The sequence below is a fragment of the Erwinia sp. QL-Z3 genome (genome assembly GCF_004551645.1).
Classification (GTDB): domain Bacteria; phylum Pseudomonadota; class Gammaproteobacteria; order Enterobacterales; family Enterobacteriaceae; genus Erwinia; species Erwinia billingiae.
Map to the genome: position 1 here is coordinate 4,204,096 of NZ_CP037950.1, position 16,437 is coordinate 4,220,532.

Genomic DNA, 16,437 nt, shown 5'->3' on the forward strand with positions numbered 1-16,437 from the left:
TTTCTTATGTGGTCTTGGCCATTGTTATTGTTGTCATTATTGGCTTAAGCACCTTTACATTTGTCAGCCATATGGGGTGAATGAATCTCCCCATATTGGCTTTATTATTTTTCGTCAAATAGTTCGGTCGCGTGATTATCCCCGCTGAGGAAACTGCCCCAGTTGGCGGAATAAGCCAAACCAGTCTTCGAGATGCCAGGTGTGGGTAATACGTCCGGCGGACAGATGATGAAACTCAAAGATCGGGAAACTTACCGACTTGCCCGTCGGCGGAATGCCCATAAAATTGCCAAGATGGGTGCCGGTGATTTCTGCGCGCACGCCAACGCGGCCAGGCGTCTGCATCACCTCATGGACATGAATATGCACATCCGGCATCGCCGCGATAAAGCCGAGAATAATCGGCTTCAAGCCTGCGGCGCCTGGCCCCTGGCCCGGTGCCAGCGGGATGTCCTGCCAGTCGTCGCTGACAACGCGATCCAGTAAATCCGGATCCTTATCGTTAAAAGCGCGGTAGATCGTTTCAACAGCGCGACGTTCTGTTAATCCCAGTTCTGTTTCGGCATGGCTCATGGTTGACTCCTGTGGTGTAGATGATTGCCTGAGGATAAAGCGCCCGCTATTATCAATCCAACAAATAACCGATATAGATGACTATACGATTTATGGATTTTCATGGCATCGATCTGAATCTGCTGGTGGCGTTTAATGCGCTGAGTGAAGAACGCAATGTCACCCGCGCGGCCAGCCGTGTAGGCGTCAGCCAGCCGGCGATGAGTGCGGCCCTCGCCCGCTTGCGCACGCTGTTTGGCGATCCGCTGTTCCAACGCAGTGCCGACGGTTTACAACCGACCGCCCGGGCCAGAGAACTGGCGGAACCGATTGGCAATGCCCTGCAACAGCTGGAAGTGACGCTGATCGCCAGACCGGCTTTCGATCCCAGCACGGTGAATCAGACTTTCCGGCTCGGCATGTCTGAGTATCCGGCCTATGTGCTGCTGCCTTTACTGAGTCAGGCGCTGGAGCAGCAGGCACCGGGGATCCGGCTGACGGTGCTGAATTTCGATCACCGCGATCGGGCGATTGACCTGCTGGATGCGGGGAAAATTGATGCGGCGATTGGCGTGCCGACCGGTCAGCAGAATAACCGCATTCTTTCGCAGCCGCTGTTGCAGGACGAGTTTGTCACGCTGCTGCGGCACGACCATCCGCTGGCCAGCCGCGAGATGGATATGGCGACGTTTCTGCAGCTGAAGCATGTGCTGGTTTCGCCGGAAGGTGATGGCTATGGCCTGGTGGAGCAGGTGTTGGCGCAGCAGGGATTACAGCGTATCCGGGCGCTGACGCTGCCGCAGATGTTTGCGGCACCCGCGCTGGTCGCCGCCACGGATATGGTGACCACGGTAATGAAGCGCGTCGCGCAGCACGCGTCGGCCAGCGGGCAATTACGCATGTTCCCGCCGCCAGTGACCTTGCCGGTGGTGCCGTTCGACCTGATGTGGCATCGCCGTAACGCCGGATCTTCCGCACAGACGTGGCTCAGAGCGCTGATCGCCGCGCTGGCGTCGTCACTTTAACGGCGCTCAGGCCGCACGGCCCTTCTCAAGCTGCTCCTGGTACAACGCCGCCAGCACGTCGGAGGCGGTCACCAGCCCGACCAGCTTGCCAGCCGGATCGATCACCAGCGAACACTGCATGCTCTGCAGCGTGAACGGCAACACCAGCTGCTCAACGGCATCATCAGGCGCACAGCGCGGGAAGGCTGTGCACATCACCTGTGAAACGGGATGCGTGGCCAGATCGTCCGGCCGCCTCTCCGCGTCCGCCAGTAAATCCCGCGAGGTGACGATCCCCAACAGCTCACCCGCTTTCGATACCACCGGCAGAACATCGATGCGATGCTGTCGCAGCAGGCTGCCCGCCTCGTGACAGGAGGCATCCGGTTCAATGGTCCACAGCTCTCGGGTCATAAAATCGGCGCAGCGCAGCCCACCAAAATGCCGGCGATGCGCGCGCTGCTCAGCCTGAGACAAAATCGCCTGCAGGTCACCCTCATCGATATCAACATACTCGCCCCGCTCCGCCAGCACCGCATGCAAATCTTCCCGGCTGACGCCAATCCGCTGCGCCGGCCTGACCGGCGTTTTATCGGCGGCGTTGACCGGTGCGGCGTGAGGATAGCGCCGACGCAGCGCATTGTTGAACACCAGCGCCACGGCGGTCAGTAACAGCGAATTCACCAGCACCGGCACGATGGCAAACGCCCAGCCAAGATGGTTAATCGCCGGTCCGCCAAAAACGGCGGTTAGCGCCACGGCGCCACTCGGCGGATGCAGGCAGCGTAAAGAGAACATCAGGGCGATGGTCAGGCCCACGGCAATTCCGCCCGCCAGGCCGCTATGCCCTATCCATTGCGCGCAGGCAACACCGATCACCGAGGCCAGCAGATTGCCGCCAATGATTGACCAGGGTTGCGCTAAAGGACTGGCAGGCACGCCAAACAACAGCACCGCAGATGCGCCCATCGGCGCAATAAACCACGGGTTGGCTTCGCCAAGCATCAGGTGGGACAACTGAAAGGTGGCGGTGAGCGCAATGGCGGCACCGATGGCGGCAGCCAGACGTTCTTTCAGGGAAGGCACGGTCGCCTGCGGCCAAAAGGTGCGGGCCCAGCGGATTAGGGGGAATATGAGCTTCATCAATATAGGGGGGAAGTGTCCGGAATAAAAATAAGGCTAGCATTTTAGCTAGCCAAGATAACGATAGCCAGATAAATGGCGATTAACTCAGAGAATGCCCGGTCGGCGAATCTTTGTAAACCGGTCAGGCGTTCAGGCGGTCAACTGATGCTACCTGCCTTCCCTGCCGCGTGAGGAATGCGAGGCTTATGCGCCGAGGCGAAGAATCGATGTGGCATTTCCCCAGGCAACCGCATTACGCTCCTGCTCAGTGATATTGGCGGTTTTAAGCCAGTTCACCGCAATTTCGGTGCTTTCAAACGGGTAGTCGATCGAGAACATCACATTTTCACTGCCCATTGAATCCAGCGCACACCTGAGCGCGGCATCATTACAGACACCCGAGGTGGTGATGGTGATGTTCTTTTTGGCATACCAGGAAGGCGGATGCTTGATGGCAAACGTCTGATTGGCAATTTGATAGCGGCTATCCAGACGCCACAACTGGATGGGTAGCGTCTCGCCCATATGGCCCAATATCACCCGCGCGCCAGGGTAACGGTCAAACGTCCCGCTGAAAATCAGCCTCAGCGCATGGGAACAGGTTTCTACTGCCCAGCTCCAGACCGGCCCCCACATCTCAGGGTGACCTGCAAACATATGCGGGTAGTCTGGTGGGTTGCCAGGGTGAATGTAAATCGGCACGTTCAGCGCTTCTACGCGCTCCCAGAACACGTCATAGCGGCGGTCATCCAGATACAATCCGTCCGTCTCGCCGTTGATCATGCCACCCTGCATATGAAGCTGTTTTACGCAGCGCTCCAGTTCATTCGCCGCCGCAAGCGGATCCTGCATCGCCAGGTGGGCAAAACCGCCGTAACGACGGGGATTCTTTTGCATCTCGGTGGCCAGTTTGTCATTGGCATAACGGGCCAGTCGCACCGCCTTCACTTTGTCAGGCTCGGCCTGCACGCCAGGACCGGATAAGGACAGCACGGCAAAATCCACGCCATTTTTATCCATAATTTCCAGCCTGCCCTTGCCAAAATCAGACAATGGGGTGACCACTTTATCCACCAGCCCATTGCGTAAGTTCTGCTGAGTTTCATGCAGGTAGCCTACGAACTCAGGCAGCATGAAATGCTCTTCAAGAGCAATGATGCGCCGGGGCGGTTGAACGGCGGCAGGTTCGACAGCCGCCGCCGAGGCAAAATGGCTGCTTCCTGCAAATACGGTGCTTCCCGCCATCACGGCGGTCGCATTCTTAAGAAAATCACGACGATTGGTCATATCAGGGCTCCGGCCACAATTAGGAAACGAATATCGTTTCCTAATTAAGATAACCGTAACGCGGCCTGAAATCGTCTGGCACCTCGTTGCAAAACGTAATCAGTTGAAAGCGCGTGTTAACGACGGGCGGGAGGCCAGCAGCATCGGGCTGAAATCTTGCAGGATCTGTGCAATCCGCGGCTGGGGGTTGTAGGTCGGAACCGGCGGCAGGATCCCCAGCGAAATATCACGCAGCAGCGGCGTCACGATCAGCGACTGAAGATAGACCGCTGAATTTGCCGGCCAGAGCGGGTTTAGCAACCCCGCCGCCCTCACCGCGTTCAGCCAGCCGTCGAGCACACTGCCAGCGGTATCAAAACCATTGGCCCGGTACAGCTTGAGGTACTCTGCTTTTTTCTTTAACTCGCCCTGAAGAAACTGATAGATCACCACGGATTCCAGAGAGAGCACCCGATGCATCAGGGTGATGAAAAAGGCTTCCAGCAATGCGATAACCTCCTGCTCAGTCGCAGGTAAAGCCGGGGCAACAACCTCACTGGTGGAGGTCCATTTCGCAATCATGCCTTCGACGATGGCGTCTTTGTTGCTGAAAAATTTGTAGATGGTTTTTTTAGCCAGACCGCCTCGTTTGGCGATCTCATCAATGGTAAGACTGGCCATATCCCGCTCAACAATGAGGATGAAGGCGGTATTGAGTACCTTGTCACGCACGTCACTTTCCGGCGCGGAGGGTCTGCCTCGGGTCTGGTTATCAGTCATTATCGGGTCACTCTGCCATCCGGTTTGCGGTAATTTAGTCATTCCCCGGAGGCATGTAAAGGACAGGCACCCAATGACTCCAAAGCGCTAATCGCTTCGCTGACATCCTCGCTATACTAGAGGGCACGGTGCGGTAAGCGTACCGGGGAAACTCAATGAGGTGAAGGTTTGATTAAATACAGCGTGCTCTATCCGACTACTGAAAACGGCCACTTTGATCATGACTACTATCGCGACGTGCATCTGCCGTTAATCAAAGCGCGGATGGGCGACTATCTGGTCTCGTACAGCATCGACAAAATTCTCTCTGCCCCCGATGGCACGCCAGCGCCATACGTCGCGGCCTGCCATCTGATCTGCCATTCTGCCGAGGCGTTACAAAAAGGCATGGCGGGACATGTGGATGAGATTGTCGGTGATGTCGATAACTTCACCAACATCACATCGGTGAAGTGGATCGCGGAAGTGGTGGTATAACCCGCCCCCAGCAGGCATAAAAAAACCGGCTCAACGGCCGGTTTTATCACGCACTGCCGGACTACAGCAGTTTCTTCTCGGCCAGCTCCAGCGCGAAGTAGCTGAAGATCAGATCGGCACCGGCGCGTTTGATGGCACCGAGACTTTCCAGCACCACATCACGCTCGCTGATTGCGCCAGCCTGTGCGGCAAACTTGATCATCGCGTACTCACCGCTCACCTGATAGGCCGCCAGCGGCAGTTCAGTGTGGTCGCGGACGTCACGGATGATATCCAGATAGGCGCCGGCAGGTTTGACCATCAGCGCATCGGCACCTTCGGCCTGATCGATTAACGACTCACGCAGCGCTTCGCGGCGGTTCATCGGGTTCATCTGGTACGTTTTACGATCGCCCTTCAGCGAGGTGCCTGCCGCTTCACGGAACGGGCCGTAGAACGAGGAAGCAAACTTGGTCGAGTAGGACATGATGGCGGTGTCAGTGAAACCAGCGGCATCCAGCGCGTGACGAATGGCGGCAACCTGGCCATCCATTGCCGCGGAAGGCGCGATAAAATCGGCACCTGCGTGAGCCGCCGCAACGGCCTGTTTGCCGAGGTTAATCAGCGTGGCGTCGTTATCCACGCCATGGTCGTGCAGCACACCGCAATGACCGTGGGTGGTGTACTCACAGAAGCAGGTGTCGGACATCACGATCATTTCCGGCACGGTCTCTTTGCAGATCCGCGACATACGCGAAACCAGACCGTTTTCCTGCCATGAGTCACTGCCATCCGCGTCGGTATGATGCGAAATACCAAAGGTCATCACCGAACGGATACCGGCCTTAGCAATACGTTCAATTTCATAGGCCAGACGCTTTTCAGGAATGCGCATGACGCCCGGCATCGCCTGAATGGCTTTATAGTCATCAAGACCTTCTTCAACGAAAATAGGCAATGCCAAATCGTTGATACTCAGTGAAGTTTCCTGGAACATGGCGCGAAGAGACGGGGTCTGACGGAGACGTCGTGGACGTTGATTAGGCGTATAACTGGACAAAACAACCTCGGTTTAGCGGAGGATCGCTGAAGAAGAAACGTCGTCAGCGAGAAAAAATGAGTCTGCTAACAGTATACCTCTGAACGCCTGCTGACAATCTTTGCGGCGGCGCGCGGCACAGAATGCGTAATTTTATCGTCCATACTTAACGGCTCAACACAAAAAGGAGAAGCAATGGGATTTCTTGGCTGGACCGCCGCCACCGGTGGATTATTACTGTTAATGACGCTGGCATCGGGCTGGATCAAACGTGGCCCGATTACCGCATTTGCGTTATATCTCGCCGTGGGCATTGCCTGCGGCCCCTGGGTGCTCGGCTTATTATCGATTGATATTGCGGCCCATGCCGAACTGGCAAAAAATCTCACTGAGATCGCCATGGCCGCTTCGCTGTTTATTACCGGGCTGAAGCTCAGGCTGCCGCTAAAAAGTCAGGGCTGGCGGATTGGTCTGCGGCTGGCGTTTCCGGGGATGCTGCTAACGGTGCTGGGAGTCACCGTGGTGGCGCACTATCTGGCGGACCTTTCCTGGCCGCTCTCGCTGGCCTTTGGCGCGATCGTCGCCCCGACCGATCCGGTGCTGGCCAGCCTGATTTCGGTTAACGATGCCCGGGATAGCGACAACCTGCGGGTTTCCCTTTCCAGCGAAGCCGGGATGAACGACGGCACCGCCCTGCCGCTGCTGATGCTGGCGGTGATGCTGTTGACCACCCAGGGCGAGTTAACGCTGCCTGACTTTGCGCAATGGGCGCTGGTCGATGTGCTGTGGGCGATTGTTGGCGGGCTGGGGATTGGCTTTATTCTCGGCCGGTTTGTTGGTCAGTACATCACCCATTTGCGCCACCGGCATCAGGATGTCGCCCCGAATGACTTCCTGGCGCTGGCGCTGATTGCGCTGAGCTATGCCGCCGCCCAGGCGCTGGATGCTTCCGGCTTCCTCGCCGCCTTTGCCGCCGGTGTGGGACTGCGTCGCGCAGAAATGCGGGTGATTAACCGTCAACCGGCCGATGACTTTACCGACAGCGACAATCGTCCACCGGCTGAGGTGCTGGTCAATCCGCATATCCGCCACGCGCCGGGCGAAACCAATGCCGCCAGCTCGGTCGGCCTGGTGGTTGGCGATGCGCTCTCCTTCGGTGACACGGTGGAACGGCTGTTCGCCGCCGTGATCATCATTGTGTTGGGCGTTACGCTGGCCCATCACTGGGATCCACAAGGTCTGCTGATGGCGGTGATACTGTTTCTCGTTATCCGCCCGGCTTCGGTGTGGATCGCCACCGCCGGCATGAACGCGCCGCGCAATCAGCGCCTGATTATCGGCTGGTTAGGGATTAGAGGGATTGGCAGTATTAACTACATTGCCTGGGCCTACACCCATGGCGTGGCGGGAGGAGAAGTCACCCGAATGGCGAATATGGCCTTCACGCTGATTGTCGCCAGCGTCATCGTGCATGGCGTGTCGGTAACGCCGTTGCTGAACTGGCGGCAGGCTAAAATTGCCGCCAGACAGAAAAAGGACGATTAAAAACGGCGCGGGTTAGCCTTAACCCGCGTTTTCTTTCGGCGCTTCAAATCCTCGTGGGCTCTCTTTCAACAGATAGCTCTTGAGGATATTGTGTTTGATCATAATCCGCAGGATGCCGAGGAAGACCAGGAACTCGGACAGCACCAGCGAACTCGCCGCGCCAATCGCGCCAAACTGCCATGCCAACAGCGCACAGACCGGCACGTTAATCAGGCCAACAATAAACATCACATGCATACGCTGCTTGGCCAGCCCGTGAGGGATCAGGATTTGCAGCCCCGCCGGGTAGCTGACGTTACCGAAGATAAATCCGCACACCATCACCCGCAGCACGTTGGCCGATTCGTGGAAATCGGGTCCCAACAGCAGCTTGACGATTAAATCCGCGAAGAAGAAGGTGAACACCACAATAAACACGCTAATACCGAAGGAGAAGGTAATGCTTTTGCGGGTGGCGTGGATCACCGCATGCGGATCCTTATGGAACAGATAGCTGACGCGCGGGAAGAAGGCATTACCAATTTGCTCAGGCAAGGTATTGGCGGCTTTCTTCAGGCGGTCGCCGCCGTTATATAAGCCGACCATATAATTGCTGGTCATGCTGGCCAGAATTAACACGTTGACGTTGTTAAACAGGTTGGCGCCGGCAATCGCCAGAAAGACATGCAGACTGTCTTTAATGCGTTGCATGATTTCGCGCGGCTCAAAGCGGTAAAAACCAATCACCTTCATATTGACCACGAAATACAGGGTGATCACCGCGGTAATGGTGGCCGTTACGCCCGGTATCAGCGCCGCCAGCCAGGTGTCATCCGGCGTTTTCACCAGCAGGAAGGTCAACGGAATAGAACAGAACTGCCCGACGGTGGATATCAGCGCGGTTTTCCCCAGCTTCTCAAAGCCCTGCATCAACCAGCCAAAGGACAGCAACTGGCCATATAAGACCGTTGAGTTCGCCAGCACAATAAAGAACAAATTATGCCACTTCGGATTAAACCAGGTGACCAGTAGCAGGATCGCCAGCGTGGCGGTCCCCATAATCAGCTTGGCATTGAAGGTTGACCAGAACAGCTGGGTCACCTTGCTTTTGTCTTCCCGGTGCTGCGCGATATCCTTGGTGGTGTAAACGTTAAAGCCCCAATCGGAGATGGTACTGCAGTACATGACGCAGGCCAGACCCAGTGCCAATACCCCCATATGCTCTACACCCAAAATACGGGCAAGGTAGGGCAAGGTGACTAACGGAAAAATAAAGGAGGCGCCACGCAGCCCCAACAAAGAAAAAATATTAATGATTAAACTTTTATCAAATACCTTAGCCATCAGCCCTTAACCTTTTCAAGAAACCGTCATACTGCGCAGATTCTGCCTGACTTTGATCAGATTAGAGTATAATTCCGGCTTCCTTAACAGTAGCCAGTTGGTAACAGAGCCTGGTTTCAGACTTTTCCCCAAATAGTGAATCGCGTGGGTGACATAGGCAGGAACGCTGCGGTTATCGGCAAGTGCCAGATTAATCATTAACTTGAACGAGTGAATCAGATACAGCCGGCGCAATTCGGCCAGTTCCTTTTGATCGTCCACTGCCCTGAGTAATTTCTCATAGGAACAGACAAAAGCATCATAACGCTGGCGGAAAAAGCTTTCGCTCTTCACGCTGTTGGTTAAAGAGCCGCTGCGAATACGTTGCTTATAGTAAAGATTCTGACTGACAAATGCGCTGCGCGAGCGCAAAAACACTTCCAGCGTAAAACAATGGTCTTCATGCAGACGCTTAACATATTTTAATTGGTAAGTTTCGATGACCTCTTTTTTCAAAATATAATTCCAGGTCGCCGAGGTATAGGCCCCTGAACGCAGCAAAGAGGCAAAAACCTCCTTCGGTTTCATTAAGCCAAATTCGCGGTGCTCGACTTTGCCATAGGTGCGCCCGGAGTCATCATCCTCAAACATCTGCGAGTTGAAGCAAAACAGTTCCACTTCGGGATGCAGGGCCACGGTGTCGCTCAGCTCTCTGAACAGGCCGTCGCATACCACGTCATCGGGGTCACAGCAGAAGATGAACTCACCCTGCGCCATCGCAATGCCGACGTCGCGTGCATTACCCAAGCCACCGTTGGCAATGGTGACCACTTTTACATTGTCCAGCGCACCGTACTTTTGCTGCACCAGCGCCAGAGTATTATCGGTAGATCCATCGTTAATGATAATAAGTTCATTCGGGGAAGGAATTTGACTCAGCAATGAATCAATACATTCAACAATATAATTCCCAACATTATACGCAGGAATAATGACTGACAACAATTTAGCTGACATAGGTCTCATCTCTTGTGAGAGTGGAATGGCTGCTAATTAACAACAATACCAAAATAAAATCAACGCAGAATGAACCGCCCTGCGCTTATTCGGATTAATACCAGGAATGGCGCTTAAATATTATAAAGCATGTCATTTTTTACATTTCTAAGTTAATTCATTCTGGCCCAATAATAAGATTAGCGAACCTATTTAAATTGATGTCAGATGATAATCTTTATCCGGCCAATCAGAAGGAATGATTATTTATTTCCGCAAAGGATGTTTTATTCCAAAATCTCACTACAACCAAGGTTAAACAAACTGTGGTATTAGGATAATCCTCAGTCCATCCCCTTAAAAAGGTGTGTCCACCGCCGAAGGCTAATTCACCGCAACGATTCACTCATCCTCAAAGAAAGCCATAAGGCATCAGGGATAACAAAACATTTAAGCCAAATACCTGTTTATCCGCTTTGATGCCCAGGCGAAACCTGGTTACACATATTTTTATCGCTGGTAAGACGGCAATCTCACAGCCGCAGCGGCCTTTGTAACAACCCGGCAAGAATAATAAGGAATAATCCTATGTTATTGGCGATAAAACAGCGTGCGGCAAATCTGGACACTTACAGATCGCTAAACTGTCGACGCCATGCCCTGCGTTTTTACCCCGTAATGATTAACCCATCGCTTTTACAGTTTTAAGTCAAATTACCAAACCGCCAAAAGTTAAAAGACCTCATCAGTTAATTTCTGCTTCACATATAAATCTGTGAAAAATCAGCGGAGCCGCACGTTTCAGGCGCAGAAAAAAGACAGAAATCAGATTTATGCTAGCCTGAAAGAAGGTCCGTCCTTCGCCGCAGGCTGATAAAAAACATGAAGATATCAGACAGTTTCCGTCTCCACTTTGTTCGTGAAGTTCTTGTTCCTCTGGTTTTAGTGTTGATTATTACTTTTGTGGCGGCCAGCTTTACCGTCTGGTGGGCGACCGCAAAAAGCAATGATATTGCCGCTGCACAGCAGCAACAGATAATAAAAACTTCACTTTCTCAAAGCCTTGACGAAATGATCAAGCAGCATCGCAGCCTGGCGCTGTGGCAACCGCTTGCCCGACGACTGGCCAGATCGCCGCAAGATACCGTCTGGCTTAATCAAAACGTGGGCGACTGGCTGTCGACTATGTTCGGCCATCAGCTGGTCTATATCCTCGATGCGAACAACCAGCCGGTCTATCGCTGGGAGAACGGTCGTAACGTGGCGGTCTCTCAGTTTGCGCACCTGCAGCAGCCGGTTGAAACCTTTATGCAAAAGCTGAAGGTGCCCTATGCCAGTCAAAATGGTCATCGTGAGGCGATCGACTTTACCCTGATCGATAACCGCCCTGCCGTGCTGGCCATGGGCAATATAGAAGGAGAACGTGGCCGTTCAAGCCCGTTCACCCTGGTCAGCGTTAAGTATCTCGACAATACCTACCTGAGCTCGCTTTCCCAGCGCAGCCTGCTGAAAGATCTGCGCTATACCGATGGCAATCCCATTGCGGACGGCGCCAATTACCTGTTAACCACCCACAGCGGTCAGTCTCTCGGCCACCTCTCCTGGCAGCCCGACCGGCCTGGCACGCGCATGCTGGCGGTGATCGGTCCGCTGGTCGCCATTGTGGTGTTAATCATCACCGCAATCTGCGGCGTGATGATCCGTCGCCTGTGGCTCTCTTCCCTGCGGCTGTCGCAGTCGGTGCTGCAACTCGGCGCCAGCGAGGCGCAGGCACAGCATCTGGCCTTCCATGATGTGCTGACCGGTTTACCCAACCGCGCGATGGTGGAAGAACGCCTGACGCAAGCGTTAGGCAGACTGATGCGTAACGGCGACAAGGTGGCGTTACTGTTATTAGACCTGGACAGATTTAAGCTGATTAATGACACCTACGGCCATCACGCCGGGGATGATTTGATTATTGAAGTGGGCCACCGGGTCAGCAGCCTGGTGGGCGAACAGAATACCGTTGGCCGACTGGGCGGCGATGAGTTTGTGGTGATCCTTGATGTGGTCAGCTCTCCGCGCGTGATCCAGACCATGTGCGAGCAAATTATTGCCGCGCTGTCGCGTCCCTTTACCCTGCTCGGCAGCGATACCTGGATTGGGGTCAGTATCGGCGTGGCTATTGCGCCGGAGGATGCGGTCGATCGCTCAGAGATGATGCGCAAAGCGGATATCGCGCTGTACGAAGCAAAAAGTCAGGGACGCGGGCAGTACCGGGTATTTGAGCGGGCGATGGATGAGTCGGTGAAAACCCGCCAGCAAATCGCCGCCGATTTGCGTCTGGCGATGCAAACCAAAAAGGATCTGGCGGTGTTCTATCAGCCGCTGATGGACATTTCCGGGCAGAAGGTGGTGGCACTGGAAGCGCTGATGCGCTGGAATCATCCGGTTCATGGCGCCATCTCACCGAGCGAATTTATCCCGCTGGCCGAAGAAATGGGGCTGATTATTCAGATTGGCGAATGGGTGCTGCGGGAAGCCTGCCGCGTCTCGCTCAAGTGGCCGGATCTGACCATTGCGGTTAACGTCTCGCCATTGCAGTTCCGCGCGGCCGGCTTTGTCGAGCGTTTTAAGGCGATTGTGAAGCAGGAAAAAACCCTGGCGACGCGCATTGAGCTGGAAGTGACCGAAGGCGTGCTGATTGAAGACGAAAAAGGCGCGCAGGAGACGATGAAAAAACTGCGCGAGGCCGGCTTCCGCATCGCGCTGGACGATTTTGGCACCGGCTACTCCAGCCTCAATTACCTCAGCCATTTCTCGGTCGATAAAATCAAAATCGACCGCTCGTTCACCCAGTCATTGGGCGTGACGGAGAACTCGATGGCGATCATCGAATCGGTGGTGAAACTGGGCCAGGCTATGGGTCTGACGGTGACCGCAGAAGGCGTGGAAACCCACGGACAGATGGCAGCCCTGGCAGAAGCCGGATGTAATCAGCTGCAGGGCTACCTTTTCTCTCAGGCGGTTTCCGAAGAACACATCGTTGAATTACTGGCGCAGCGAAAAGCCAGTTAACCCTGCGGCAGCACGGTGGCCTGTAAACGGGCCGCCTTATTGCGCTGATTGACCAGCAGCCAGCTCAGCGCGGTAAACACCCAGCCGATAATCCAGGAAACATCATTCCCGTCGAACAGGTACACCAACGAGCCGCTGTAGAAACCATTGGAGATAAACGGCAGCTGGATCAACACGCCCGCCACATAGGTGGCAATCCCCACCAGATTCCAGCGCTTATACCGACCGTCAGGATCGGACAGTGCCGGAATGTCGATATGCCCACGGGTAATAAAGTAATAATCCATCAAATTCATGGCGCTCCAGGGCACAAAGAACGCCAGCAGGAACAGCAGGAACTGGGTGAAGGATTTGAGGAACGACGGCGCGCTAAGCATCGCAATCGCACAGCTGATCAGCACCATACAGACAATAAAGGTAATCCGTCCGGCTTTGCTGATGGTGGCAGTCTGGCGGAAACCACAGACGATGGTGGTCAGCGACATAAAGCTGCCGTAGGCATTTAAGGTAGTGAAGGTGATTTTGCCGAAGCAGATCGAAAAATAGAGTACCAGCGCCAGCGTCCCGCTCGATCCCAGTCCCACGATGTAACCCACTTCATTGCCTGAGAACGCCTTTCCGGCCAGCGCGGCGGCAATTACGCCCAGCGTCATCGACAGCTGGGTGCCCAACGCAGTGCCGGCAAAGACGGCGAAGAAGGTTTTGCCCGCCGAGACGTTACGCGGCAGATAGCGCGAGTAGTCGGAGACGTAGGGACAAAAGGCGATCTGCCAGGAAGACGACAGCGACATCGCCAGCAGGAAGTTCGCCAACGAGAAGTGATTATTGCTTAGCAGCGCGCCAATATCGTTCTCCAGCAGCAGCCGGAAGAACAGATAGATAAAGGTCAGCACGCCAACCACGCTGGCCACTTTGCCCAGCCCGTGGATCAGCCGGTATCCCAGCGTGGCAACAACGATAATGATCAGCCCAAAGCCGATAATCCCGGCCCTGTCGCTGATGTTCGCCAGATGCGCCAGCGCCTGTCCGGCCAGGACCGTGCCGCTGGCTGAGAAGCCGATATACATCACGCAGACCAGCACCAGCGGGATCACCGCGCCATACACGCCGAATTGCGTCCGGCAGGTGATCATCTGCGGCAGGCCCAGCCTCGGTCCCTGCACCGCATGCAGCGCCATAATGCCGGCACCGAGTATCTGCCCCACCAGCAGCCCAATCAGCGACCAGACCACATCGCCGCCCAGCACCACGGTTAACGCGCCGGTGACAATTGCGGTGATTTGTAAGTTGCCGCCGAACCACAGGGTGAACTGGCTGAAGACGTTGCCGTGACGTTCGGATTCGGGAATGTAGTCGATGCTGCGGGTCTCAATCAGTTTGCTTTCTGCACGCTCGGTACGCGCAGAGGATACGGATGACATAACCAACTCCTTGCCTGAAAGGGAGCCGCCCGCTCATGGGAACGACATGAGGCGAGGTGGCGCGATGATGTGTGCGGGTTGTGTTGTTTAGTCTTGTATATACAACCCTATGGCAGCGTGCCATATTTGGCTTTAGTCGGCAAGATGATGGGTCATAACAAAAACCAATGTGTGAGGCCGCGCAAACGCGCGTGGAGGTGAGGTGCAGGCGTTTTTAAACCGGTCGAGGTTATGGCGGGGAACAGCATAAAAAGGGCCGCTATTGCGGCCCTGTTGGGTGATGCGCTTACCTCAGAAGAAGCCCAGCGGCTCAATGCTGTAGCTGACCAGCAGGTTCTTGGTTTGCTGGTAGTGATCGAGCATCATTTTATGGGTTTCACGGCCAATACCGGATTTTTTGTAACCCCCGAAAGCGGCATGCGCCGGATACAGGTGGTAACAGTTGGTCCAGACGCGTCCGGCTTTGATCGCCCTGCCCACGCGATACGCGCGGTTGATGTCGCGGGTCCAGACGCCGGCACCGAGGCCATAAATCGAGTCGTTTGCAATGGCGATCGCTTCGGCCTCATCCTTAAAGGTCAGGATGCCCACGACCGGTCCAAAAATCTCTTCCTGGAACACGCGCATACTGTTGTTGCCTTTCAGCAGCGTCGGCTGAATGTAATAGCCGGTGGACAGACCGCCTTCCAGTTTTTCCACCCCGCCGCCGGTCAGCACTTCAGCGCCTTCCTGCTGAGCGATTTCCAGATAGGAGAGGATTTTGTCGAACTGTTGCTGTGACGCCTGCGCGCCAACCATGGTGTCGGTATCCATCGGATCGCCGCGCTTGATGGTTTTCACGCGTTTCAACACAGCTTCCATAAAGGGCTCGTAAATGGACTCCTGCACCAGCGCACGCGATGGACAGGTACAGACTTCGCCCTGATTAAGGAAGCCCAGCACCACGCCTTCCGCCGCTTTCTCAATAAAGGACGGTTCGGCCTGCATGATGTCTTCGAAGAAGATGTTTGGCGATTTACCGCCCAGCTCCACCGTGGACGGGATCAGGTTCTTCGCCGCCAGCTCAAGGATATGGCCACCGGTTGCGGTGGAGCCGGTAAAGGCCACCTTGGCGATACGCGGATTGCCCGCCAGCGCTTCGCCCGCTTCACGGCCGTAGCCGTGAACCACATTCAGCACCCCTTTCGGCAGCAGGTCGGCAATCAGTTCCACAAACAGCGTAATGGACAGCGGCGTTTGTTCAGCCGGTTTCAAAATCACGCAGTTGCCGGCAGCCAGCGCGGGCGCCAGTTTCCACGCGGCCATCAGCAGCGGGAAGTTCCACGGGATAATTTGCGCCACCACGCCCAGCGGTTCGTGGAAGTGGTACGCGGCGGTGAATTCGTCGATCTCCGCAGACGATCCTTCCTGAGCGCGAATACAGCCGGCGTAATAACGGAAATGATCCACCGCCAGCGGCAGGTCGGCGGCCAGCGTTTCGCGCACCGGTTTGCCGTTGTCCCAGGTTTCGTTTACCGCGATAAATTCCAGATTCTCTTCCAGCCGGTCGGCAATTTTCAGCAACGCCAGCGAACGTGCCTGAACAGAGGTTTTGCCCCAGGCGTCGGCAGCGGCATGGGCTGCATCCAGCGCTTTTTCCACATCATCTTTATCGGAACGGGGGAACTCACCGATCACCGATCCATTTACCGGCGAGGTGTTCTCGAAATAGGCCCCGTTAACCGGCGGCACAAACTCACCGTTGATAAAGTTGCCGTACTGAGACTTCAGGGTGATCAATGAATCTGTAGTGCCCGGATATGCATAACGCATGGTGGTTTCCTCGGAGTAAATTCGCCGGAGCGATTTAACAATCAAATAACTCATCATTAACAATATTGATAAAAATGAG

At 55.1% G+C, this 16,437-nt stretch carries 13 protein-coding genes; 4 read left to right on the forward strand and 9 right to left on the reverse strand.

Annotated elements, in window-relative coordinates; all coding sequences use genetic code 11:
* Positions 1-135: 135 nt before the first annotated feature.
* The gene (locus E2F51_RS20100) at positions 136-573 is read right to left on the reverse strand and encodes an ester cyclase (RefSeq protein WP_134824357.1); all 438 of its coding nucleotides are present in this window, start codon (positions 571-573) and stop codon (positions 136-138) included.
* A gap of 77 nt (positions 574-650) precedes the next feature.
* Between E2F51_RS20100 and E2F51_RS20105 the strand changes: the two genes are divergently transcribed.
* Positions 651-1,577, forward strand: a complete 927-nt coding sequence (locus E2F51_RS20105; protein WP_371732144.1) for a LysR family transcriptional regulator — start codon at positions 651-653, stop codon at positions 1,575-1,577.
* Positions 1,578-1,583: 6 nt separating this feature from the next.
* On the opposite strand, the gene E2F51_RS20110 is transcribed toward E2F51_RS20105, so the two are convergent.
* The 3 genes from E2F51_RS20110 to E2F51_RS20120 form a co-directional block, all read right to left on the reverse strand.
* Complete coding sequence (locus tag E2F51_RS20110; protein WP_245174137.1) at positions 1,584-2,642, reverse strand: HPP family protein; 1,059 nt, start codon at positions 2,640-2,642, stop codon at positions 1,584-1,586.
* A 243-nt stretch (positions 2,643-2,885) separates the two neighbouring features.
* Positions 2,886-3,968, reverse strand: a complete 1,083-nt coding sequence (locus tag E2F51_RS20115; protein WP_134824358.1) for an amidohydrolase family protein — start codon at positions 3,966-3,968, stop codon at positions 2,886-2,888.
* 99 nt (positions 3,969-4,067) lie between these two features.
* The gene (locus tag E2F51_RS20120) at positions 4,068-4,727 is read right to left on the reverse strand and encodes a TetR/AcrR family transcriptional regulator (protein WP_167738417.1); all 660 of its coding nucleotides are present in this window, start codon (positions 4,725-4,727) and stop codon (positions 4,068-4,070) included.
* A 168-nt stretch (positions 4,728-4,895) separates the two neighbouring features.
* On the opposite strand from E2F51_RS20120, the gene E2F51_RS20125 reads away from it, so the two are divergent.
* The gene (locus E2F51_RS20125) at positions 4,896-5,204 is read left to right on the forward strand and encodes an EthD family reductase (RefSeq protein ID WP_134824360.1); all 309 of its coding nucleotides are present in this window, start codon (positions 4,896-4,898) and stop codon (positions 5,202-5,204) included.
* 61 nt (positions 5,205-5,265) lie between these two features.
* Here the strand turns inward: E2F51_RS20125 and hemB are convergent, their stop codons facing one another.
* Positions 5,266-6,243 (reverse strand): porphobilinogen synthase, encoded by a 978-nt coding sequence (gene hemB, locus E2F51_RS20130; protein ID WP_053142491.1) that lies wholly within the window; start codon positions 6,241-6,243, stop codon positions 5,266-5,268.
* 174 nt (positions 6,244-6,417) lie between these two features.
* Here hemB and E2F51_RS20135 point away from each other — a divergent pair, with 174 nt between their 5' ends.
* On the forward strand, positions 6,418-7,767 hold the full coding sequence (locus E2F51_RS20135; RefSeq protein ID WP_013202625.1) for a sodium:proton antiporter: 1,350 nt from the start codon (positions 6,418-6,420) through the stop codon (positions 7,765-7,767).
* A gap of 18 nt (positions 7,768-7,785) precedes the next feature.
* On the opposite strand, the gene E2F51_RS20140 is transcribed toward E2F51_RS20135, so the two are convergent.
* Both E2F51_RS20140 and E2F51_RS20145 read right to left on the reverse strand, forming a co-directional pair.
* On the reverse strand, positions 7,786-9,090 hold the full coding sequence (locus E2F51_RS20140; protein ID WP_134824361.1) for a flippase: 1,305 nt from the start codon (positions 9,088-9,090) through the stop codon (positions 7,786-7,788).
* Between the two features lie 15 nt (positions 9,091-9,105).
* Positions 9,106-10,086 carry a glycosyltransferase family 2 protein gene (locus E2F51_RS20145; RefSeq protein WP_134824362.1) on the reverse strand — a complete coding sequence of 327 codons (981 nt, stop codon included), beginning with the start codon at positions 10,084-10,086 and terminating at the stop codon, positions 9,106-9,108.
* Between the two features lie 924 nt (positions 10,087-11,010).
* On the opposite strand from E2F51_RS20145, the gene E2F51_RS20150 reads away from it, so the two are divergent.
* Positions 11,011-13,125 (forward strand): EAL domain-containing protein, encoded by a 2,115-nt coding sequence (locus E2F51_RS20150; RefSeq protein ID WP_245174138.1) that lies wholly within the window; start codon positions 11,011-11,013, stop codon positions 13,123-13,125.
* Here E2F51_RS20150 and E2F51_RS20155 read toward each other — a convergent pair.
* A complete protein-coding gene (locus E2F51_RS20155; RefSeq protein WP_134824364.1) occupies positions 13,122-14,546 on the reverse strand; it encodes a cytosine permease in 1,425 nt (474 codons plus the stop codon). The genes E2F51_RS20150 and E2F51_RS20155 overlap by 4 nt on opposite strands.
* A 291-nt stretch (positions 14,547-14,837) precedes the next feature.
* Complete coding sequence (locus E2F51_RS20160) at positions 14,838-16,358, reverse strand: aldehyde dehydrogenase family protein (protein ID WP_013202630.1); 1,521 nt, start codon at positions 16,356-16,358, stop codon at positions 14,838-14,840.
* Positions 16,359-16,437 lie beyond the last annotated feature (79 nt).